The sequence below is a fragment of the Actibacterium ureilyticum genome (assembly GCF_002285435.1).
GTDB classification, from domain to species: domain Bacteria; phylum Pseudomonadota; class Alphaproteobacteria; order Rhodobacterales; family Rhodobacteraceae; genus Actibacterium_C; species Actibacterium_C ureilyticum.
Genome location: NZ_NSBT01000026.1, coordinates 69,238 through 91,899, shown reverse-complemented (window position 1 = coordinate 91,899; position 22,662 = coordinate 69,238). Strand labels below are relative to the sequence as shown.

The 22,662-nt window shown below is 66.7% G+C and carries 18 protein-coding genes; 4 read left to right on the top strand and 14 right to left on the bottom strand.

Annotated elements, in window-relative coordinates; translation table 11 throughout:
- Window positions 1-105: 105 nt before the first annotated feature.
- Window positions 106-1,314, top strand: coding sequence for a Hint domain-containing protein (locus tag CLM60_RS09025; RefSeq protein WP_176473838.1), 1,209 nt, complete (start codon window positions 106-108; stop codon window positions 1,312-1,314).
- Here the strand turns inward: CLM60_RS09025 and CLM60_RS09020 are convergent.
- A complete protein-coding gene (locus CLM60_RS09020) occupies window positions 1,229-1,693 on the bottom strand; it encodes an Lrp/AsnC family transcriptional regulator (RefSeq protein WP_095588838.1) in 465 nt (154 codons plus the stop codon). The two genes, CLM60_RS09025 and CLM60_RS09020, sit on opposite strands and share 86 nt — an antisense overlap.
- Window positions 1,690-2,148, bottom strand: a complete 459-nt coding sequence (locus CLM60_RS09015; protein WP_095588837.1) for an Lrp/AsnC family transcriptional regulator — start codon at window positions 2,146-2,148, stop codon at window positions 1,690-1,692. Before CLM60_RS09015 ends, CLM60_RS09020 begins: the two co-directional genes overlap by 4 nt.
- Window positions 2,149-2,282: 134 nt before the next feature.
- Between CLM60_RS09015 and ilvC the strand changes: the two genes are divergently transcribed.
- Window positions 2,283-3,305 carry a ketol-acid reductoisomerase gene (ilvC, locus tag CLM60_RS09010; protein WP_036561870.1) on the top strand — a complete coding sequence of 341 codons (1,023 nt, stop codon included), beginning with the start codon at window positions 2,283-2,285 and terminating at the stop codon, window positions 3,303-3,305.
- A gap of 33 nt (window positions 3,306-3,338) precedes the next feature.
- On the opposite strand, the gene CLM60_RS09005 is transcribed toward ilvC, so the two are convergent.
- Window positions 3,339-5,918, bottom strand: a complete 2,580-nt coding sequence (locus tag CLM60_RS09005) for a cation-translocating P-type ATPase (protein WP_245848320.1) — start codon at window positions 5,916-5,918, stop codon at window positions 3,339-3,341.
- 170 nt (window positions 5,919-6,088) lie between these two features.
- Between CLM60_RS09005 and CLM60_RS09000 the strand changes: the two genes are divergently transcribed.
- Entirely contained in the window at window positions 6,089-7,024 is a 936-nt protein-coding gene (locus CLM60_RS09000) for a DMT family transporter (RefSeq protein WP_176473837.1), read from the top strand.
- 4 nt (window positions 7,025-7,028) lie between these two features.
- Here CLM60_RS09000 and glmM read toward each other — a convergent pair whose 3' ends face one another.
- The 9 genes from glmM to CLM60_RS08955 all read right to left on the bottom strand — a co-directional run bounded on the left by glmM (window position 7,029) and on the right by CLM60_RS08955 (window position 19,157).
- Window positions 7,029-8,375, bottom strand: a complete 1,347-nt coding sequence (glmM, locus tag CLM60_RS08995) for a phosphoglucosamine mutase (RefSeq protein WP_095588835.1) — start codon at window positions 8,373-8,375, stop codon at window positions 7,029-7,031.
- Window positions 8,368-9,387 carry a dihydropteroate synthase gene (gene folP, locus CLM60_RS08990; protein WP_095588834.1) on the bottom strand — a complete coding sequence of 340 codons (1,020 nt, stop codon included), beginning with the start codon at window positions 9,385-9,387 and terminating at the stop codon, window positions 8,368-8,370. Before folP ends, glmM begins: the two co-directional genes overlap by 8 nt.
- A 40-nt stretch (window positions 9,388-9,427) precedes the next feature.
- Complete coding sequence (locus CLM60_RS08985; RefSeq protein WP_095589312.1) at window positions 9,428-10,372, bottom strand: dihydroneopterin aldolase; 945 nt, start codon at window positions 10,370-10,372, stop codon at window positions 9,428-9,430.
- A gap of 105 nt (window positions 10,373-10,477) precedes the next feature.
- The gene (locus CLM60_RS08980; RefSeq protein ID WP_095588833.1) at window positions 10,478-11,167 is read right to left on the bottom strand and encodes a cell wall hydrolase; all 690 of its coding nucleotides are present in this window, start codon (window positions 11,165-11,167) and stop codon (window positions 10,478-10,480) included.
- 176 nt (window positions 11,168-11,343) lie between these two features.
- Window positions 11,344-13,896, bottom strand: coding sequence for a putative PEP-binding protein (locus CLM60_RS08975; protein WP_095588832.1), 2,553 nt, complete (start codon window positions 13,894-13,896; stop codon window positions 11,344-11,346).
- 85 nt (window positions 13,897-13,981) lie between these two features.
- Window positions 13,982-16,234: a glycine--tRNA ligase subunit beta gene (glyS, locus tag CLM60_RS08970; RefSeq protein ID WP_095588831.1), complete on the bottom strand. Its 2,253-nt coding sequence runs from the start codon at window positions 16,232-16,234 to the stop codon at window positions 13,982-13,984.
- Window positions 16,234-16,764, bottom strand: a complete 531-nt coding sequence (locus CLM60_RS08965; RefSeq protein ID WP_245848318.1) for a DUF6446 family protein — start codon at window positions 16,762-16,764, stop codon at window positions 16,234-16,236. The genes glyS and CLM60_RS08965 overlap by 1 nt, the downstream gene beginning before the upstream one ends.
- Entirely contained in the window at window positions 16,761-17,681 is a 921-nt protein-coding gene (locus CLM60_RS08960; protein ID WP_095588829.1) for a glycine--tRNA ligase subunit alpha, read from the bottom strand. Before CLM60_RS08960 ends, CLM60_RS08965 begins: the two co-directional genes overlap by 4 nt.
- 51 nt (window positions 17,682-17,732) lie before the next feature.
- A complete protein-coding gene (locus CLM60_RS08955) occupies window positions 17,733-19,157 on the bottom strand; it encodes a pyridoxal phosphate-dependent decarboxylase family protein (RefSeq protein ID WP_095588828.1) in 1,425 nt (474 codons plus the stop codon).
- 149 nt (window positions 19,158-19,306) lie between these two features.
- Here CLM60_RS08955 and CLM60_RS08950 point away from each other — a divergent pair, with 149 nt between their 5' ends.
- Entirely contained in the window at window positions 19,307-21,043 is a 1,737-nt protein-coding gene (locus CLM60_RS08950) for a trypsin-like peptidase domain-containing protein (protein ID WP_245848316.1), read from the top strand.
- A gap of 55 nt (window positions 21,044-21,098) precedes the next feature.
- Here the strand turns inward: CLM60_RS08950 and bioB are convergent, their stop codons facing one another.
- Window positions 21,099-22,058: a biotin synthase BioB gene (bioB, locus tag CLM60_RS08945; protein ID WP_095588827.1), complete on the bottom strand. Its 960-nt coding sequence runs from the start codon at window positions 22,056-22,058 to the stop codon at window positions 21,099-21,101.
- A gap of 4 nt (window positions 22,059-22,062) precedes the next feature.
- Complete coding sequence (locus CLM60_RS08940; protein WP_095588826.1) at window positions 22,063-22,620, bottom strand: biotin transporter BioY; 558 nt, start codon at window positions 22,618-22,620, stop codon at window positions 22,063-22,065.
- Between the last annotated feature and the right edge of the window lie 42 nt (window positions 22,621-22,662).

The following is a 22,662-nucleotide window of genomic DNA, read 5'->3' as shown; positions in this document are numbered from 1 at the left end:
TGGGACATTTCACCTTGCGGGGCGATCTGCGACCATAAAGATGTCGGCGGGGTGCGCCCACCGCCCCGCGAATTGTCGGTTCTCAGTATCAGGGATGTGTCCAGAATGGTGAGTTTTGCGGTTTCCGGTGCGGATGTCATCCAGGGCGGCAACATCAACACCAATTCGACCGGCGGTTCGAACGGCCTGGGCGAGGTGACGTTTTCCAGCGGCACCGCGGTTTTCGAACCCGATGACATCATCCTGATCGAGGTCGTGAATGCCAGCGCCGATGGCGAGATCGTCAATGGCAGCGCGATTTCCGATCTGACGGTTTTCGACAGCTATGCCGATTATCAGGCGTGGCTGGACAGCGGCAGCACCGACGGCACGCTGATCAAGTACAATTACCAGCCGCAGAACCCCGGCCAGACCGCGACCGTGCAATCCGACATCTCGGGGCTGGGCGACAGCTATGTCCGGTTCAACGCGAATGTGCTGATCCCAACCGATGGCGGCCCGACGCTGAACAACACCCTGACCATCGCGCCGGGCACCAATCTGGCCACCAATGGCGGCGCCTCGGTCACGCTGGACCGGGTGCGCGATTTCGACCTGGATTACGATGAAACCATCGATTCCGGTACGATCGAGGTCGGCAACTCGAATTTCTATATCGGCGACTATGTCGAGATCCTGAATGGCGGGCCGCTGTGCTGGACCCGTGGCGCGCGGGTGGACACCCCCGCCGGGCTGCGCCCCATCGAAACGCTGGCGGTCGGCGATCTGGTGAACACGCTGGATCACGGCCCCCGCCCCGTGCGCTGGGTCGCGCATCGCCGGGTGCCCGCCCGCGACGCCTTTGCGCCGGTGCATTTCGCCGCGGGCGCCATTGGCAATGACCGCCCGTTCGAGCTGTCGCGCAATCACCGCATCCTGTTCAGCGGCGCCCATGTCGAGTTTCTGTTCGATGAACCCCAGGTGCTGGTTGCGGCCAAGCATCTGGTGAATGGCGACACCATCCGGCTGCGGCAGGGCGGCACGGTCGATTACTATCACCTGATGTTCGACCGGCACGAGATCATCTTTGTCGACGGTCTGGCCAGCGAAAGCCTGCTGTCCGGGCCCGCCAGCCTGAACGACCGGGCCGCCCAGGCCGAGCTGCAGGCGCTGTTCCCGGGCCTGGTCCATCAGGCGGAAACCGCCCAGGCCGCGCGGCTGTGCCTGCGCAAGCCCGAGGCGGCGGTGCTCATGGCGTCGCCAGCGGGCCTGGACGGCGCTCTTCGCTCAGCAGCACATTCGCCTCGACATCGCCCACTCCGGGCAGCGTCATGATCCGGCGGCGCAACACGCGTTCGAAATCGGCAATGTCGCGCGCCACCACCCGCAGGCGGTAATCGAACAGGCCCAGCACATGCTGCACCGTCTGCACCTCGGGGATGGCGGACACCGCGCGTTCGAAATCCTCCAGGCTGATGCGGCCCTTGGTCGCCAGCTTCACCCCCAGGAACACGGTCACGCCGAACCCCATCGCCTGTGGGTCCAGCACGACCTGCCGCCGGGCGATGATGCCCGCCTGTTCCAGCCGCTGGATGCGCCGCCAGGTCGCGGGTTGGCTCAGCCCCATGCGGCGGCCCAGCGCGCCCGCGCTTTGGGTGGCATCCTGCGCCAGCGCCTGTAACAGCGCCCGGTCGGTGTCGTCCAGATCGATCATATCGGCAGGCTCTCTTCCATCTTGATGTCGGCCACCAGCATCAGCGCCTCGATCTCGGCGATATGGGGCAGTTTCAGCACCCGGTCCCGATAGATGCGCTGATAATCCGCCATGTCGCGGGCCAGGATATTCAGCCGCACGTCGACCCGGCCCAGAAATGTCTGGATCTCGGTCACCTCGGGCACCTCGCGCGCGGCGGCCAGAAAGGTGTCGAACGCCCGCGGGTCGGTCTTGTCGAGCGTGAAGCGCAGGCTGACCTCGACCGCATAGCCCAGCGCGCGCCAGTTGATGACCGCGCGGGTGGCGCGCAACACGCCCTCGGCCCGGAGCCGTTCCAGCCGCCGCCAGCAGGTCGCCTGTGTCAGGCCCGCGCGTTCGGCCAACTCCGCCGTGGGCAGGGCCGGATCGGATTGCAGATAGCGCAGCAGGCGGCGGTCCGTATCGTCGACTTGCATGGATTATTCACCGAATATCAAAATGGCGAATATATTTTTAACACATCCGCCAGTTTCAGCAAGTACACCAATGGCGCCCGCCGCGCGCATGCGTATCCTGCGGCCAATCAACACGCCAAGGAAGGACTGAAACCATGCGCGTTTATTACGACCGCGATTGCGACATCAACCTGATCAAGGACAAGAAGGTCGCGATCCTGGGCTATGGCAGCCAGGGCCACGCCCATGCGCTGAACCTGCGCGACAGCGGCGCCAAGAATGTCGTCGTCGCCCTGCGCGAAGGCTCGGCCAGCGCCAAGAAAGCCGAAGGCGAAGGCCTGAAGGTCATGGGCATCGCCGAAGCGGCGGCCTGGTGCGACGTGATCATGTTCACCATGCCCGACGAGCTGCAGGCCGAAACGTACAAGAAATACGTGCATGACAACATCAAGCCGGGCGCGGCCATCGCGTTCGCCCACGGTCTGAACGTGCATTTCGGCCTGATCGAGCCGAAAGAAGGCGTCGACGTGATCATGATGGCGCCCAAGGGCCCCGGCCACACCGTGCGCGGCGAATACGTCAAGGGCGGCGGCGTGCCCTGCCTTGTGGCGGTCGACACCGACGCGACCGGCAAGGCGCTGGAAATCGGCCTGTCCTATTGCTCGGCCATCGGCGGCGGCCGTTCGGGCATTATCGAGACCAACTTCCGCGAGGAATGCGAAACCGACCTGTTCGGCGAACAGGCCGTTCTGTGCGGTGGCCTGGTCGAGCTGATCCGCTGCGGTTTCGAGACCCTGGTCGAGGCGGGCTATGCCCCCGAGATGGCCTATTTCGAATGCCTGCATGAGGTGAAGCTGATCGTCGACTTGATCTATGAAGGCGGCATCGCCAACATGAACTACTCGATCTCGAACACCGCCGAATACGGCGAATATGTCAGCGGCCCGCGGGTTCTGCCCTATGAGCAGACCAAGAAGGCGATGAAAGAGATCCTGACCGACATCCAGAAGGGCAAGTTCGTGCGTGACTTCATGCAGGAAAACGCCGTCGGCCAGCCGTTCTTCAAGGGCACCCGTCGTATCAACGACGAGCACCAGATCGAAGAAACCGGCAAGAAACTGCGCGGCATGATGCCGTGGATTTCCGCCGGCAAGCTGGTCGACCAGGAAAAGAACTAAGACCTTGGGGCGGGCCACAGCGGCCCGCCCTTTTCACGTCCGCCCCGCCCGCAGCATCCGCACCGATTTCACCAGCTCGGGAACGATCACAAGCGGCGCGGCCAACGCGGCGATGATCTGCCAGTGTTCCATCCCGATGGGTACCGTGTGCAGCAACAGCTGCAAGGGCGGCCAATAGACCGCCGCCACCTGCGCCCCGATGGTCAGCGTCAACGCCAGCAGCAGGAACGGGTTCGACAACCAGCCGATATGCCAGCAGGGCGCGCGCAGCGACCGGAAGGCAAAGACGCTGAGCTTTTCGAACACCACGATTGCCGTGAACGCAGCGGTGCGCGCCAGATCGACCCCCAGCGGCAGCAGGTGCTGGAACAGCCACAGGCTGGCCAGCCCGGTGTACAGACCGAACAGCCCGATCACCACCAAGCCGCGCCCGCCCAGGATGCGCTGGTTCTTTTGCCGGGGCGGATCGCGCATCTGGCCGGTTTCGGATTTCTCCATCCCCAGCGCCACGGCCGTCACCCCGTCGGTCACAAGGTTCATCCACAGGATCTGCGTCGCCAGAAAGATCAGCGGCCCGCCCATCAGGATCGACAGCAGGATCGCCACCACCTCGCCCGCGTTGGAACTCAGCAGATAGCGGACGAATTTGCGCACATTGTCGAACTGGCGGCGGCCCTCGGAAATGGCCGCAACGATGGTGGCGAAATTGTCGTCCAGCAGAACCAGATCGGCGGCGCCCTTTGCCACATCGGTGCCGCGCACGCCCATGGCCACGCCGATATCGGCCTGTTTCAGCGCGGGCGCGTCATTCACGCCGTCGCCGGTCATTGCGACGATCTGGTCCTGGGCCTGCAACGCCTGCACGATCCGCATCTTGTGATCGGGCCGGGTGCGCGCAAACAGCACGTTGCCCGCCACCGCGCGGGACAGCGCGGCATCGTCGGCGGCATCCACATCCGCCCCGTTCAGCACCAGATCGGGCGCCAACCCCAGATCGCGCGCAATCGCGGTGGCCGTGGCGCTGCTGTCGCCGGTGATGACGACCACGCGAATGCCCGCCCCGCGCGCGGCGGCAACCGCATCGCGCACCTCGGGGCGCAGCGGGTCGATCAGCCCGACATGGCCCAGAAAGGTCAGTTCCCCCTCATGCAGCACGGGCTCGGCCACCGCGCGCATGGCCAGCGCGATCACCCGATAGCCCTGTGCGGCCAACCCCTCATACGCGGCCAGGATCGCCGCGCGGTCGGCATCGGTCAGCGGGCGCGGGCCGTCCGGGCCATCCGCCTGGGTGCAGGCCGCCAGAACCGCCTCGGGCGCGCCTTTCATGTAAACGACCGGCCCGTCGCCATGATCGGCCAGCACCGCCATGCGCTTGCGGTCGCTGGAAAACGGCGCCTCGGCGATCAAGTGGCGGTGCTCGGCGGCCTCGGACCAGCCCTTGGCCGCTAGGGTGATCAGCGCGCCTTCGGTGGGGGCACCGACCATGTGCCAGTCTTCGCCCACCCGGCGCAGGGTGGCATGGTTGCACACCACACCGGCCCGCAGCAGCGCCGCCAGCCGCGCATCGTCGGCCGCGCGCACCCGCTGGCCGTCCCGTTCGATATGGCCCGCAGGGTCATAGCCGGTGCCGGTGACCGTATACTCCCCGGCCGGGGTCCAGATCGCCGCGACCGTCATCTTGTTTTCCGTCAGCGTGCCGGTCTTGTCGGTGCAGATGACCGAGGCCGCGCCCAGGGTTTCGACCGCCTGCAACCGCCGGGCCAGCGCGTTCTTGCGCGCCATCGCCGCCGCCCCCAGCGCCAGCGTGATCGTCACCACCGCCGGCAGCCCCTCGGGCACCATGGCGACGGCCAGTGACACGCCGGTCATGAACATGTCGGACAGCGACCGCCCCGCGGCCATGCCGACCCCCACCACCAGCGCGCCGATCAGAACCGCCGCCAGCCCCAGCTGTTGCGCCAGCACACCCAGCTTGCGTTGCAGGCTGGTGATCTTGGGCCCGACAGAGCCGGTCAGATCGGCAATATGGCCAAAGGCGGTCTTGGCCCCGATGGCGGTCACGACCCCCTCGCCCCGGCCATGCACGACGGTGGTGCCCATGAACAGCGCGGCCGCCTCGGGGTCTTCGGTCTTGTGCACGGGCACCGATTCCCCGGTCAGCACGCTTTCATCCACCTGCAACGCCTGCACGGAATGCAGCGTGATATCGGCGGGCACCCGATCGCCCGCCTGCAGGATCACCAGATCGCCCGGCACCAGATCGCGCGCGTCGATCACCACCTCGCGCCCGTTGCGCAGCACCACCGCATGCGGGGTCAGCATGGCCTGCAACGCCCCCAGCGCGGTTTCCGCCCGCCATTCCTGAACGAAGCCCAGCACCGCGTTCAGCACCACCACCAGCGCGATGACAAAGGCGTCGATCCGCTCGCCCTGGAACAACGCCACTGCCCCGGCCAGCACCAGCAGCAGGATCAGCACGCTCTTGAACTGGCGCGCCAGAACCTCCAGCGGCGTCACCTGCTTGCCCTGGGGCAGCACGTTGCGGCCGTGTTCCGCCTGCAGCCGGGCGACATCGGTATCGCTCAGGCCCGTTTGATCCGTCCGAAGGGTCATTGCGCGCATCCTTTGTTTCGCGCCCAGCCTGACAGCCAGCGCCGCGCCTGACGTTGCGCCAGATCAACCCAAGGCTGCTTCGGTCCCGACCGAACCGAAACCGTTTGACCTTGGCCCGCGAAACCCGTCTTGTCGGGCCGAGCCTTGACCCAACGACATGTGACACGCGAATGACCCCGCTGCCCCAGATCACCCCCAAAAGCTGGCTGATGGTCGCGATCCTGGGCTTTGTCTGGGGCTCGACCTTCATGGTGATCGAAATCGCGCTACGGGGCTTTCCGCCGTTCTGGCTGGCCAGCCTGCGGCTCTTTGTGGGGGCGGCCGTGATGGCGGTGGCCTGGGCCGCGACCGGGTTCCGGCTGGCGCTGGATGCCAACCGCCGCCCGACCTGGATCGCGCTGATCTGGGCCGGGGCGGTCAGTTCGGGGATCCCGTTCCTGCTGCTCAACTGGGGGCAGCAGCATGTAACCTCGGGCTTTGCGGGCACCGCGATGGCGGCCGTGCCGATCTTCGTGCTGCCGCTGGCGCATTTCATGGTCGCGGGCGAACGGATGCGGCCCCGGGCCGTTTTGGGTGTCATGCTGGGCGTGGCGGGGGTCTGGCTGCTGATCGGGCCGGACGCGCTGGCCAGCAGCGGCGCGGATCTGGAGCTGTGGGGGCGGCTGGCCTGTCTGGGCGTTGCGGCGTGCTATGCGCTGAATTCGATCACCATCCGCCGCCTGCCGCCGGTCGATCCCATCGGCCTGACCACGCTGATGCTGGTCTTTGGCGGACTGATCACCCTGCCGTTTTCGCTGGCCTATGAAGGCATCCCGCCCCTGCCCGGCGCCACCCCCATCGCCGCGATGCTGTTCATGGGCGTGGTGTCGACGGCGGCGATGAACCTGTTGCGGGTGCTGGTCATCCGCTCGGCCGGGCCGACATTCCTGACGCTGGTCAATTACCAGGTGCCGGTCTGGTCGGTGGTGCTGGGCGCGCTGGTCCTGAACGAGGCACTGCCGCCCAGCCTGTTTGCCGCGCTGGCGCTGATCCTGTTCGGCGTCGCGCTCAGCCAGGGGGCGGCGCTGCGGGCGCTGGCGCGGTCGGTGTTCCGACCAGCGGGCTAAGGCATCAGACCGCGCCCTGAACCGCCGCCACAACCCGCGCAATGGCCGAATCCAGCCGCGCCGCATCCTCGCTTTCGCCCATGACACGGATCAGCGGCTCGGTCCCCGACTTGCGGATCAGCAGCCGGCCATTGCCGTTCAACTCGGCCTCGGACGCGGCAATCGCGGCCTGAACATCGGCGTTGTCCAGCGGCGCCATCTCTGGCGAATAGCGCACGTTTTCAAGCCGTTGCGGCACGGTCTTGAACTGTTGCGCCAGGCTGGAGGCGGGTAAACCGGTCTCCACCATCGCCGCCAGGAACTGCACCCCGGCCAACAGCCCGTCGCCGGTGGTGGCATAGTCGGTCATCACGATATGGCCCGACTGCTCGCCACCCAGGTTCCAGCCGCCACGGCGCATCGCCTCGACCACATAGCGGTCGCCGACCGCCGTGCGTTCCAGCCGCAAGCCGCGCTCCTGCAGGAACCGTTCCAGCCCCAGGTTCGACATGACCGTGGCCACCAGCGTGCCATCGTTCAGCCGCCCGGCTTCGGCCCAGCGGCTGGCGAACAGCGCCATGATCTGGTCGCCATCGGCCACCCGGCCGGTTTCGTCGATGATCATCACCCGGTCGGCATCGCCATCCAGACAGATGCCCATATCCGCGCCATGCGCCACCACGGCCGCCGCCGCCGCGTCGGGGCTGGTCGAGCCGCATTTCTCGTTGATGTTGAACCCGTTGGGCGACGTTCCGATCGGCACCACATCGGCGCCAAGCTCCCACAACACCTCGGGCGCGGTGCGATAGGCGGCGCCATTGGCGCAATCCACCACGACCTTCAGCCCGGCCAGCGTCATGCCGCGCGGCAGGCTGCCCTTGACCCGTTCGTTGTACCGATAGCGCCCGTCATAGATGTGCTTGGCCCGGCCGATATTGCGCGCCTGTGCCAGTTCGACACCTTCGTGCATCATGCGCTCGATCTCGATCTCGACCTCGTCCGACAGCTTGAACCCGTCGGGGCCAAAGAACTTGATCCCGTTATCCTCGGCCGCGTTGTGACTGGCCGAGATCATGACCCCCACATCCGCCCGCATCGAGGTCGTGAGCATCCCCACCGCGGGCGTCGGCACCGGCGACAGCAGCAGCACGTTCATACCGGTCGAGGTGAAGCCCGCCGTCAGTGCGTTTTCGAACATATAGCCCGACAGGCGCGTGTCCTTGCCAATCACCACCCGGTGTTCGGTGCCCCCATCCTTGCGCCGGAAATACCGACCCGCCGCCGCGCCCAGACGCAACGCCATCTCGGCGGTCATCGGTTCGGTATTGGCGCGGCCCCGCACGCCATCGGTGCCAAAAAGCTTGTCACGCATCGGTTGAACTGCCCCACACTGCCTGTGCCAGGCGCAGCGCCTGGCGGGTCTCAGAAATATCATGAACGCGCAGGATCTGCACGCCCTGCCGCGCGCCTTCCAGCGCGATTGCCACAGATCCCGGCATCCGGTCGCGGGCCTGCGGCGCATCGCCCAGCGTGCCGATGAACCGCTTGCGCGACGCGCCCAGCAGCACCGGACAGCCCAGCCCGTGAAACAGCGACAGCCCCCGGATCAGCGCCAGATTGTGATCCAGCGTCTTGCCGAAACCGATCCCGGGATCGACAATCACCCGGTCGCGCGGGATACCCGAAGCCACCGCCGCATCGACACGTTCCTCAAGAAAATCATACACATCCAGCAGGACATTCGCGTAGTCCGGCGCGTCCTGCATGGTTTTCGGATCGCCCTGCGCATGCATCACGCAGACCGGCGTGCCGCTGTCAGCGGCCAGCCGGGCGATGTTCGGATCAAAGGTAAAGGCCGCCACATCGTTGATCAGGTCCGCCCCGGCCTCCAGCGCGGCGCGCGCCACGTCGGATTTGCGGGTGTCGATGGATATGGGCGTCGTGATGCCCCCCGCCCGCAGCGCGGCGATGACCGGCGCGGTGCGGCGGGTTTCCAGATCGGCGGGCACGAGTTCGGCGCCGGGCCGGGTGGACTCGCCCCCGATATCCAGGATCTCTGCCCCGTCCGCGATCAGTGTCTGCCCCTGCGCCAGCGCGGCCTCGGGGTCGTCGAACAGCCCCCCGTCCGAGAAACTGTCCGGCGTCACGTTCAGGATCCCCATCAGGCGCGGGCGGTCCATGGCCAGACCGCAAACCGGCGCGCGCGGGGCCATCAGCGCGGCGCGTATGTCGTCGGGAAGCTCGCTGGCGGGGCAGAACCGGGCCGGCGCCCCCCGCTCCAACCGCTCGGCATGGGTGAACCACAGCGTCCCGCCCGCCAGCGGCAGGGCATCAATGGGACGGTCGGGGCCGGTCTGGACCAGCGGGCGATAATAGACACGCATGAGAGTTGTTTTGGCGATCTGGCCGGGAATGGCAAGCGGGCTAAAGCGCGCTTGTCGCCTGCTCCGGGGAAAGATGCCGCAGCGGCAGGTCGGTCCGGACCGTTTCCCCCGCCCCGATCAGAACCAGCTCGGACGCGGCCAGGTGATCGGCAAACCATGCCACCAGCGCCAGCGCGTCGCGGGGCGAGGCCGAGGGGCCATCGACCGCATCCAGCACGATCTTGGACGGCGCCCAGACCAGCATCTGGCCGTGATGCATGGCCCAGTCGATCTCGGTCCGCGTTCCCGTCACGATGCAGCGCGGATCGCGCCCGGCCAGCACCCAGGCATTCTGTTCGATGGCCAGCAGGTCGATGCGCCGTTGCGCCAGCGCGGCCTGCGATTGCGGCGCGGGCGCATCGGCGGGGCCCACGCACAGCACCGCGGGCACCGTCCCGGCGGCCAGACGGTCCAGCCAGACCGACAGATCGGGCGAGGCGATGGCCGCGTTCGACAGGTACACCACCCGCGGATGCAGCGCGGTTTCGGCATCGGGTGCGGGTTGCACCACGCGCGGCCCCTCGTTCGGGCGGCTGCGCACGATTTCCACCCCCAGCGCACCGGGGCCGCGATCCAGCTTTTCGATCCGGACGAAAACGCGCATCGCCAGCGGGTCGGTCAGGATATGCTCGGCAACCCGGTCTGCCAGGGTCTCCAACAGGTTCAGGCGTTCCAGCGACAGCTCGGCCTCGATCGCGTCGGTGATCTTGTCATAGGACAGGATGCGATCCACATCGTCGCCCAGATCGTCGCCATGCGGGCGCACCTCGACCACCACGTTGAAACGCACGCGCTGGGTGGTGCCACGTTCGGATTGAAAGGCGCCGATTTCGACCGCGATCACGTGATCGCGCAGGGAAATCCGGTCACGCGGTTGCGTGTCTGGCGCGCTGGCCTCGGCCCGGGCCGCGGGGTGCGCAAAGGCAAGGCGGATTTCATCACTCATCGAGCGCCCCATATCGCAGGTTTCCGCCACACAGACTAGCCCCCGCCCACAGATCCACCGCCCCGCAAGCGGCATTTGTCCGACGGGATGCGACCTGCGCCGCGCTCAGCGCTTCGACAGGCGGGTGGGCTGACGATAGAAATGGTGCACACCGATCGTGGCGGTGCGCTGGAACGTGCGCGACCAGCGCGGGCTCACGGCCTTGGTGTGGTAATGCGTGGCACCAGCGGTCAGGTTGCCGCCCGCGCCATCCAGCGCCAGGCGCGCGATCTTGCCCATGCGCCGATAGGCGGCGGGTTCGTTGATCACTTCTTTCTTGCCGTCGCAGGTATAAGTGAACTGGCACTGGAACTTGCGCCCTGTCCCTTGATTAACAACGCCGCATACGCTGTTGGGATAATTGGGGGAATCGACCCGGTTCAGGATCACCTCGGCCACGCCGAACTGGCCTTTGACGCTTTCGCCGCGCGCCTCGAAGTAGAGCGCTTCGGACAGGCATTCCCATTCCGCCCCGCCCGAGGCCGCAGGTAGGCCCGACAGCCAGGACCGGTCATAGCGGACAGTGGCCACAGTCCCGGCGGGTTTGGCCCGGCCCGGCGCGACCAGCTTTTCCAGTTGCCGACCTTTCACCGAACGCATCGCCTTTTTCTCGGCCCCCAGAAGGGTCGTCAGGTGTGTGTCCAGCGACGCGGTCGGATCGTTGGCCTGTGAAAGACTCACATCAGCCAGAGTTGCAGGCGCAAAAAAGCACACAAGCGCCAAGGCGCTTAACGCCGAATTCCATATACGCACCATCGAAGTGCCCCCAGATAGTCTTGGCCAACGGGCCAGCAGCGGCTGTTCCATAGATCAAAGGATTCCAGAGGTCCACCCCCTGTGGCGAAAGCGCAACACGGTCTTGTTTCAAATTTGAAACATGTTTGACGCCCATCCGGCGCGTTGGTGCCGGGCCATGGACAGCCAAGCCTTTGTTATCGGGATTGTTCCCCGTCTGGTCGGCGATTTTCCGCCAACGCGTGATGGGCCGCCGCCAGACGGGCCACCGGCACCCGGAATGGCGAGCAGGAAACATAGTCGAATCCCGCATTCCGGCAGAAGCCGATGGATTCGGGATTGCCCCCATGTTCGCCGCAAACCGACAGCACCACGCCCGGCCGCGCGCTGCGTCCGCGCTCAGCCCCGATCAGCAGCAGCTCGCCCACCCCTTCGACATCCAGCGTGTGGAACGGATCCTCGGGGAAGACACCCTTTTGCACATAGGACGCCATGAACCGCCCCGCATCGTCGCGGCTGAGCCCATAGGCCATCTGCGTCAGGTCATTGGTCCCGAAGCTGAGGAACGCCGCATGCTGGGCGATATCGTCGGCCCGAAGCGCGGCGCGCGGGGTTTCGACCATCACGCCCAGCTTGTATTCGAAATCCACCCCGCGTTCGTTGCGCACCGCCGCCGCCACGCCATCGACGCTGGTCTTGACCAGCTCGACCTCGCGCATGGCGGACACCAGCGGGATCATGATCTCGGGCACCACTGTGATGCCGCGCAGGGCCACATCGACGGTGGCCTCGAAAATCGCGCGGGCCTGGCTTTCATAGATGACGGGCATGGTCACGCCCAACCGCACACCGCGCATGCCCAGCATCGGGTTGAACTCTGTCAGCGCCTCGACCCGGCGGGTGACCTTCGACAGCGGCATGTCCAGCGCCTCGGCCAGGGCGCGCATGCCGTGGCGGTCATGGGGCAGGAATTCGTGCAGCGGCGGGTCGAACAGGCGCACGCAGACCGGCTTGCCCTGCATGATCTCGAACAGATGCACCAGATCGTCGCGCTGCATCGGCAGCAACTGGTCCAGCGCCGCACGGCGGTCGCCATCGCTGTCGGCAAAGATCATTTCGCGCATGACGGTCATGCGGTCGTCTTCGAAGAACATGTGTTCGGTCCGGCACAGCCCGATCCCGTCGGCCCCGAACCGCAGCGCGGTGCGCGCGTCGGCGGGCGTGTCGGCATTGGCGCGGATCCCGATATCACAGGCATCCTCGGCCCAGCGCAAGAGCTTCAGGAACCGGTCGTCCAGCGCCGGCTCCAGCATGTCGACCGCGCCGATCAGTGCTTGGCCCGTGCTACCATCGATGGTGATGATGTCGCCCTCGCGCAGGACGCGGCCATCGGCCGATGTCAGCGTGCCGTCGCGGGTTTTCAGCGACATGTCCGACACCCCCACCACACAAGGCAGGCCAAGCCCCCGCGCGATCACCGCCGCGTGGCTGGTCATGCCGCCGCGTTCGGTCAGCACCGCGCTGGCCGCGTGCATGCCGCGAATGTCCTCGGGCGAAGTTTCGCGCCGCACCAGGATGCAGGGTTCCCCGCGCGCCGCGCTGGCCTGCGCCGCAGCCGAGCCAAAGACGATCCGGCCCGTCGCCGCGCCGGGGCTGGCGGCGATGCCTTGCGCGAACCGGTCCCGCTTGCCACGCGGGTCGATTTGGCTGTGCATCAGCTCGGTCAGCGCGCGCGGGGCGATCCGCAGCACGGCCTCGTCCTGGGGGATGATGCCCGCCTCGGCCATGTCGACGGCGATCCGCACCGCCGCGCGCGAGCTGCGCGTCAGCCGCACCGCATCCAGGATATGCAGGTGCCCGTGTTCGATCACGAACTCGATCTGCATTTCCTCGCGCAGGCGCGCCCGGCAAAGCGCGCCCCAGTGTTTCAGCGCCTCGAAGATCTCGGGCTCGTGTTCTTCCAGCGACCGGCCACGGGGGTCGCGGGTCAGGTAAAGCGCGCCCTCGCCATGGGTCAGCGCGGCGCGCCCCTGGCTCTGGCTCAGATAGCGGCCCTTGATCAGCGGCGCGCCGGTCACATCGTCGGCGAACTGGATCACGCCCGCCCCGCTTTCGGTCGGCCCGACGCCCAGCGCCATGCGCTGCACCACCAGCCCCAGCCCGGCATCCGCCGGCGCGCCCTTGGCCTGGCGCAACAGGCGGGCGGTCGTGCCCTCCCACGCGCGGGCCATCGACCGCAGAACCTCGGCCAGTTGCCGTTCGACATCCTGCGGGAACGGCTCGTCGGTCTCGTCCTCATAGGCCTGAAGCGCCCCCTCCAGGCTCGCCGCGGCCTCGAACGCATCGGGGTCCAGCCGCGCGACATGGACCGAATAGGCCTGAATGAACCGCAGATACAGCCGGTCGGCGGCCTCGGTCCCGATCTTTTTGGTCAGCGCGGCGTGGCGTTCGGCATTCATGCCGATATTCAGGATCGCCCCCGGCCCGCCCCAATCGGGATCCTCGGAGCTGGGCCGCACCGACAACAGCGGCGCGGGGCCGAACCCCTGCAGGATGCGGGCATAATCCACCATCTGACCGGCAGCGATGCGATGCACGGTTTCGAACGGCAGCGCAACGGTCGTGGGCACCGGCAGATCCAGCCGGATCAGACGCTGCAGGCATTTCGCCCGCCCGCCATGGCGATTGACCGCGACCGGCGCGGTTGGCGTGATCTCGATGAACTCGGACAATTCGGAATGTTTCTGCACCGCGGCGCCTCCGTCTGGCGGCGAAGCATACGCCCTTCCCCGCTTGAGGCAAGAAGGGAAGGCGCGATTTCCGTGGCTTCGGGCGTCAGCCCTCGATCCGGGTCAGGTCGGCCGCCGACAGGCAGATCGCGCTGATCCGATAGAGCAGGTTCAGCCGGTTGCGCCGAACGGCCTGATTGTCGGTGTTGACCTGAACGGCTTCGAAGAACGCGTCGATGGGGCCGCGCAGCGCGGCCATGTGCGACATGGCCGCGGCGAAATCCTCGGCCTCGATGGCCGAGGAGATCGCCCCCTCCGCCTGGTCCAACGCCGCAAACAGCGCCTTTTCCTCGGCCGCTTCGGCGAATTTCACATCCGGGCCGAACCGGTATTCCACGCCATCCTTTTCCTCTTCCTTGGTCAGGATGTTGTGGGCGCGCTTGAACCCCTGCAGCAGGTTCTCGCCGTCATCGGTGCCCAGAAAGGCCTGCAGCGCCTGCGCGCGTGTCACCAGCAGCGACAGGTCGTCGCTGCCCGGCATCGCCAGACAGGCGTCGATCACGTCATGGCGCACGCCCTCGTCGCGCAGGTGCACCTTCAGCCGGTCATGGAAGAACCCCAGCAGATCGTCGCTTTTCTCTGGCAGGCTCTGGCGCAGGCCGGACAGAAAGCTGCCCTCTTCGACCTCGAACGGTTCGTCCTTGCCGTCGAACGCCTCGATCAGCGCGTGGAACGCGGCGCCGAACACGCCGTGCTGGGCGATCATGTCGACCAGCTCGTGCAGGAAATAGACCTCGCGCTCTTCGGCGGTGTCGGTCGACAGCGCGATGGTATGCGCCAGAAGCTGGGTGTCGATCAGCCGTTCCAGCGGCAGGCGCAGGTCGTTGCCCAGCACGATCCGGATGATCCCAAGCGCCGCCCGGCGCAGGGCGAACGGGTCCTTGGACCCTGTGGGTTTCTCGTCAATCGCCCAGAAGCCTGTCAGCGTGTCCAGCTTGTCGGCCAGCGCCACGGCGACCGACACCGGCGCGGTCGGCACATCGTCGGACGGGCCCAGCGGAGCGTAATGTTCCTGGCACGCGGCGGCCACCGCTTCGGGCAGGCCTGCGGCCTGGGCGTAATAGCGGCCCATCAGCCCCTGAAGTTCCGGGAATTCATAGACCATTTCCGAGCTCAGATCCGCCTTGGCCACCTGCGCCGCCTGCACCGCCAGATCGGCATCCGCCCCGAAGATGGGGGCAATGTCCCCCGCCAGCGTGGCGATCCGGTCGATCCGGGCCTTCTGGCTGCCCAGCTGGTTGTGGAAGGTCACCGCCGACAGCCGGTCGGTCCAGGCCTCGATCCCGCTATGGGCCACACGCAGGTCGTTTTCCCAGAAGAATTTCGCATCCGACAGCCGGGCCGACAGGACCTTCTGGTTGCCCGCCAGGATCGTCGCGCCATTATCGGCGGTCTCGCGGTTGGCGACCGTCACGAAACGCACGATTTTCCCGGTTTTCGGGTCGCGAACCGAGAAGAACTTTTGATGTTCCTTCATCGAGGTCTGCAAGACCTCGGCCGGAAGCTCCAGGAAATCGGCGCCGATCTCGCCCATCAGGACCACGGGCCATTCGACCAGCCCTGCGACTTCGGTCAGCAGGCCGGGATCCTCGACCACCTCCAGCCCCTGGGCAAAGGCCATGTTGGTCGCCTCGTGCCAGATGTGATCGGCGCGCGCGTCCTGGTCCAGCTCGACCCGGGCTTTCTTCAGCTTGGCGGCGTAATCCTCGAACCCGGTGACGGCAAAGCGCTGGCTGCCCATGAACCGGTGGCCTTCGGTGGTGTTGCCGGCCACGATCCCGTCGACATCCAGCGTCACGACCTCGGACCCGTCCTCGCGGCTGAGGATACACAGGATCGAATGCAGCGGCCGCACCCAGCGCAAGCTGCCCGCGCCCCAGCGCATGGATTTCGGCCAGGGGAAGTTGCGGATCACATCCTCCAGCACATCCGCCACGATGGCCGCAGCGGGGCGGCCCGGCTTTTCGATCACCGCGAAATAAACCTGGCCCTTCTTGTCGTCGCGCACCTGCAACTGATCCTTGCTCAGGCCGGTGGATCGCAGGAACCCTTCGATTGCCTTTTCGGGCGCGTCGTTGCGGGGCCCCTTGCGTTCCTCGCGCAGGGTCGGGCTTTCCTCGGTCAGGCCTTCGATCGCCAGCGCCAGCCGGCGCGGGGTCGAAAACGCCTCTGCCCCTGCATAGGTCAGGCCGGCCTCGACCAGCCCGTCGGTCACGCGCTTTTTCAGATCCGCGCGGGCGCGCGCCTGCATGCGGGCGGGGATTTCCTCGGAAAAGAGTTCGATCAGCAGATCAGGCATCAATAATTCTCCGGCGCGGGCGGGCAGCCCTCGGGCGCGGGCTTGCCGTCAAAGACGACCTCGCCGCAATGATTGAGTTGGTTCCAGGCATAGCCACGCCCATCGGGAAAGACGGCGACGACACGGTCCACGCCATAGGTGATGTTTTCCTGCCCCAGGAACCCCAGCGCCTCGCCGCTTTCCAGCGCGGCGCCGATGGTCTTGGCGTCGAAACAGTCGAACCAGCCGGGCGCGATCAGCGGCACCGGGTCGTCATGGATGACATAGGTTTCCGACAGCATCGCCAGCGACATAGGCGTGGTGAAACAGGCCCGGAACCGGATGGGCGAGCTTTCGGCGTCGATGCCTTCGAACCCGTCGGCGATCACCTCCTCCGGCGCGCCGCTGACGACCGAGGTCAGCATGACATGCGCCTGCGGCGCGGTGTCCGACACACGTTCGTAATAGGCATAGACCTGGGTGTAATAGACCCCGATGCCGAAGATCAGCGCGAAAAGCACGATGCCACCTGCAAGAAGTTTACCGGTCACGCCTGCCAGCCCCCGGCTTCGGTCTGGACGAACGCATCGGCGCATTTCTTGGCCAGCGCCCGCACACGCCCGATATAGGCTTGGCGTTCGGTGACCGAGATCACGCCGCGCGCGTCCAGCAGGTTGAACAGATGGCTGGCCTTGATGCACTGGTCATAGGCCGGGTGCGCCATGACGATGCGTTTGCCGGTTTTCGGGTCCTCGTACGGGTGGCTCAGGATCGCCTCGCATTCGGCCTCGGCCTCTTCGAACTGCTTCAGCAGCACGTCGGTGTTGGCCACGTCGAAGTTCCAGCGGCTGTATTCACCCTCGGTCTGGCGGAAGACGTCGCCATAGCTGAGCGCGATGGGCGTCTGCGGGTCGTTATAGGGCATGTCCATCACGTGATCGACGCCCAGAACATACATTGCCAGCCGTTCCAGACCATAGGTCAGCTCGCCCGACACGGGCTTGCAGTCATGCCCGCCGACCTGCTGGAAATAGGTGAACTGGCTGACCTCCATCCCATCGCACCAGACCTCCCACCCCAGGCCCCAGGCGCCCAGCGTGGGGGATTCCCAGTCATCCTCGACAAAGCGGATATCGTGCAGATCCATGTCGATGCCGATGGCCTCCAGGCTGCCCAGATACAGGTCCTGCAGATCGGGCGGGCTGGGTTTGATCAGCACCTGATACTGGTAATAGTGCTGCAAGCGGTTGGGGTTCTCGCCATAACGCCCGTCGGTCGGGCGGCGCGAGGGCTGGACATAGGCCGCCGCCCAGGATTTGGACCCCAGCGCGCGCAAGGTGGTGGCGGGGTGAAAGGTGCCGGCGCCCACCTCCATGTCATAGGGTTGCAGGATCGCGCAGCCCTTCTCGGCCCAGTAGGTCTGAAGCCGCAGGATGATCTCCTGAAAGGAACGGGGTTTGTCGGCCATGGGGACACCTTTGCAAAATCAGCGCCTGAATAGGCAACCGCGCGGGCGGGGTCAATCGCGGGTCAGGCTTTCGCCCAAGCGCAGCACCTCATCCACCAGCAGATCCAGATCGCTGGCCCGGGTGCGGTGGTTGGTCAGGTTCACGCGAATGGCCAGCTTGCCGTTGATTTTGGTCGTCGAGGGCGCGGCGACACCGCTTTCCTGCAAGGCGACTACAATGGCGTCGTTCAGCGCGTCGTCTTCGCCATAACGGAAGCAGACGATCTGCAAGGGCACGGGCGCCAGCAGCTCCAGCGCCGGTTCGCGGGCGATCCGCGCGGCCAGATACTGCGCCTGATCGCAATTGCGGTCGATGGCCGCGCCCAAGGCATCGGTGCCATGTTCCAGAAAATGCGCCCAGATCTTCAGCGCCCGAAAGCCCCGCGACAGCTCGGGGCCGTAATCCACCGGCCAGAAGCCCCCCGCCGCCAGCCCGCGCTCGTTCTGGGCCAGATAATCGGGCCGGTCAGAGAATGCACGGCGCAGCGCGCCTTCGTCCCGCACCAGAACGCAGCCCGCGTCATAGGCGACATGCAGCCATTTGTGAAAATCGAAGGCCAGAGAATCGGCGCGGTCGAACCCGCTCAGGCGCGGGCGCAGCCGGTCGGAAAGCCGCCCCGCCGCGCCGATGGCGCCGTCGACATGGAACCACATACCCTGTTCGGCACAGATATCGGCGATGCCGTCCAGATCGTCGATGGCGCCCATGTTCACCGCCCCCGCCGTGCCGATCACCGCGAAAGGGGTCAGCCCGGCGGCCCGGTCGGCGGCAATGGAAGCGCGCAGCGCGTCCAGATCCATTTCGAACGCGTCATTGCAGGGGATGGCGCGCAGCGCGTCGCTGCCCAGCCCCAGCATGTCGAAAGCCCGCGCGTTGCACGAATGCGCCTGGGCCGAGGCATAGCCGACCAGCCGCAGCCCGCCCACCCCGTCGCGGCGGCTGGCGAAATCCGTCCGCCGGTCGCGCGCGGCCTTCAGCGCGATGATCGTGGCCATGGAGGTGCCCGACACGATCAGCCCGCCGCTGTCCGCCGGGAACCCCATCAGCGCGCGGCACCAGTCCAGCACCTGTCGTTCGACATAGATCCCGCCGTGATCGCGCCCGCCCAGATTGGCGTTCATCGCCGCCGCCGCCACCGCGGGCAGCACCGCGCCGGGCGTGCCCGCCCCGTGGACCCAGCCGAAAAAGCGCGGATGGGTGTTGCCCACGCCAAAGGGCAGCAGCGCGGCGATCTGGTCGGCCACCGCATCGGCGCCCTGCCCGTCCACCGGCACCGGCGCGGTCAGGCGCGCCTTGGCGTCCGGCGGCAAGGGCGTCCAGACCCGGCCGTCGCCCGCCCCCTGCATCCGGTCGAGCGCGGCATCCAGCATCCGGTGCGCCGTGGCGCGGAAATCCCGCCAATTGTCAGGGTCGAGCGATTTGAAACGGTCCGGCATCCGGGCTCCTGATGTGCGCAGGCCTCACCCGCGGGGATTTCTGCGTTCATATCATCGTCAGTATGGAAATACAGGCGTGCAAATCACGCGGCGGAAAGCTAGGTTCTGTCGGACGACAAATGCTGCAGACCACCGGGGATAGGGCAGAAATGAGAAAAACGATCGGCATCTTCTGCCTTTTGTTCGGCGTGCTTGCGGGCACAATGGGACAGGCGCAATCCACCGCCTGGGTCCAGATCGAGGCGCATTCCACCCTGCGCGAGGCTCAGGACCGCGCGCGCGCCTATGCCGGGGCGTTCCCGCAGGTGAACGGGTTCCGGATGAGCACGGGCTGGTACGCGATTGCCCTGGGCCCCTACACCCGCGAGGACGCGCTGGCGCAGATGGGCGAGCTGAAGCGCGAGCTGCTGATCCCGCGCGACAGTTTCGTGGCCTTCAGCCGGGATTACGGCCAGCAATTCTGGCCCGTGGGTGCCAACCTGCGCCCGGTGACGCCGCAGGTCGACCCGACACCGGCGGTGCCGCAGGTAGCCATGCCCGCCAACCCCGCGCCGCTGCCCGATGAAACCCCGGCCGAGGCGCGGCGCAGCGAACGCGATCTTCCGCGTGAGGCACGGATGCGCCTGCAAGAGGCGCTGCAATGGGAAGGGTTCTATGACGCGGCCATCGACGGCGCCTTCGGTCCCGGCACCCGCCGGGCGATGGCCGCCTATCAGACCGCCATGGGGCTGGAGCCGACCGGCATCCTGACCACGAAACAGCGCGCCGCCCTGCTGAAGGGGATGGACGATGCGCTGGCGCAGCTGGGCATGCGGGTGGTCGAGGACACGACCGCCGGCGTATCGCTGTCCATGCCTGCCGCGATGGTGGCGTTCGACCGGTACGAGGCGCCCTTTGCCCATTACACCGCCAAGGATGGCAGCGGCGTTCAGGTCCTGCTGATCAGCCAGGCGGGCAACCAGGACACGCTTTACGGCCTTTATGACATCATGCAGACGCTGGAAATCGTTCCGGTCGACGGCGCGCGCGAACGCGGCCGCAACAGTTTCGAACTGACCGGGCAAAGCGCGGCGCTGCATTCCTATACCTTCGCGCGGCTGGACGGGGACGAGATCAAGGGCTTCACCCTTGCCTGGCCGCCGGGTGACGAAAAGCTGATGCAACACGCGGTCAAGGTGATGCGCGACAGCTTTGCCCCCGTCGCGGGCGTCGTGCTGGGCGATTCCGTCGGCCACACCACCGAAAGCCAGGCGGTCGATCTGGTCTCGGGGTTGCAGGTGCGGCGGCCCACGGTCACCGGCTCGGGCTTTTACGTGAACGGAAACGGCGCGGTGCTGACCACGACCGAGGTTCTGGGCCAATGCACCCGCGTCACCATCGCCGACGAATACGAGGCCGAGGTCGCCGCGCGCGACGACCTGCTGGGCCTGGCGGTTCTGACCCCGAAACAGCCGTTGGCCCCGCCGGCCTATGCCGCGTTCCGCGCCAGCGTGCCGCGGCTGAACAGCGATGTGGCGGTGGCGGGTTTCCCCTATGGCGGGGCGCTGGATCTGCCGGTGCTGACCTTTGGGCAACTGGCCGACCTGCGCGGTCTGCGTGGCGAGGACGAGCTGCAGCGCCTGGCGCTGGCGGCCACCCCCGGCGATGCGGGCGGCCCGGTCTTTGACACCCAGGGCGCGGTGATGGGCGTGCTGCTGGCCCCCGACACCGGCGCACAGCAACTGCCCGGCGATGTCAGCTTTGCCGCCAAGGTGCCCGCGATCGCCGATTTCCTGTCGGCGCATGGCGTGACACCCGCCGCCGCCGAAAGCGCCGCCGCGCTGGCGCCCGAGGATCTGACCGGCCTGGCCGCCGACATGACGGTTCTGGTCAGCTGCTGGAATTGATGATTGCCGGGCGGGACGCGCGTGCCGCCCCGCCTGGCCGCCCCCGTCCGAGCGCTTATTCCGCGATGGGGGCCAGGGTTTCGAACAGCGCGTCGTCCAGCGACAGGCCGCTGTTTGGCGCCGTCAGCAACACATCGCCGTAAAAGATCGAATTCGCCCCCGCGACAAAGCACAGGATCTGGTCGCTGACCGAAAACCCGTCGCGCCCCGCCGACAGCCGCAGCCGGGTTTTCGGCATCAGGATGCGGGCCGTGGCCACCATCCGCACCATTTCCATCGGGCGAATGCGCGGCAGATGCGCCAGCGGTGTGCCGGGCACGGGGATCAGCGCATTGATCGGCACGCTTTCGGGATGGGGATCGAAACTGGCCAGTACGGCCAGCATCTCGGCCCGGTCGCGCAGGCTTTCGCCCATGCCGATAATGCCCCCACAACAGATCGTGATCCCCGCCGCGCGCACATGGTCCAGCGTCTCCAGCCGGTCGCGATAGGTGCGCGTGCCAATGATCTCGGCATAGAATTCGGGGCCGGTATCCAGATTGTGATTATAGGCTGTCAGCCCCGCATCGGCCAGCGCCTGTGCCTGATGGGGCTGCAACATGCCCAGGGTCACGCAGGCCTCCATCCCCAGGGCGCGCACGCCGCGCACCATCTGCAGCACCGCGTCGAATTCCGCGCCATCGCGCACCTTGCGCCAGGCCGCGCCCATGCAGAACCGCTCGGCCCCGGCCTGTTGCGCGCGGGCGGCCATTTCGATGACCCGGTCGGGGTGCATGAAATGCTCTTTCTGCAGCCCGACTTCCTTGTGATGCGCCGATTGCGGGCAATAGGCGCAATCCTCCGGGCAGCCGCCCGTCTTGATGCTGAGCAGGCTGGCCTTCTGGATATATTCCACATCGTGATGGGCGCGATGCGTTTCGGCGGCCTGATGCAGCAGCGTCATCAACGGGCTGCGCAACAGCGCCTCGGCCCGGGCGGCGACGGGCGAGTCGCCCAGCTTGGCAAGATCCAGCATGGGCTCAGCCCCGGATCCAGCGCGTCAGTCGTGCAGGCGCCAGCGTGGTCAACAGCGCGGCCATCGCGACCTTGAGCAGATCACCCAGGACGAACGGCATCAGACCCAGCGCCAGAAGCTTGTCCGACGGCACGAACCGCGACAGCCAGGCCAGACCAAGCGCATAGACCAGCCCAAGCGCCACGGGCATGGCCCACCACACCGCGCGGCGGCCGAACCGGTCCACGGCCCAGCCCACCAGCACGGCCGCGACCAGAAAGCCCGCCAGATATCCGCCCGTCGGCCCGACCATATAGGCCAGCCCGATGCCTTTCTCCGGCGTTCCGGTAAAGACCGGCATCCCCGCCGCGCCGACGGCCAGATAGGACAACAGCGACAAGGCGCCGAAGCGCAACCCGCCCAAGCCCGCCAGCAGCAGCGTGGCCATGACATGCATCGTCATCGGCACGGGGAAAAACGGCACCGTGGTCTTGGCCGACAGCGTCAGAAGGCAAACGGCAAGGGAGAGTTTCAGGATCTGACCGCCCGCGACGGGAAGCGATCTGGTGGTGGCGTTCTGCATGGCGTCCTCATTTTTATCTATAAAATAACCAGAAGATTCTTT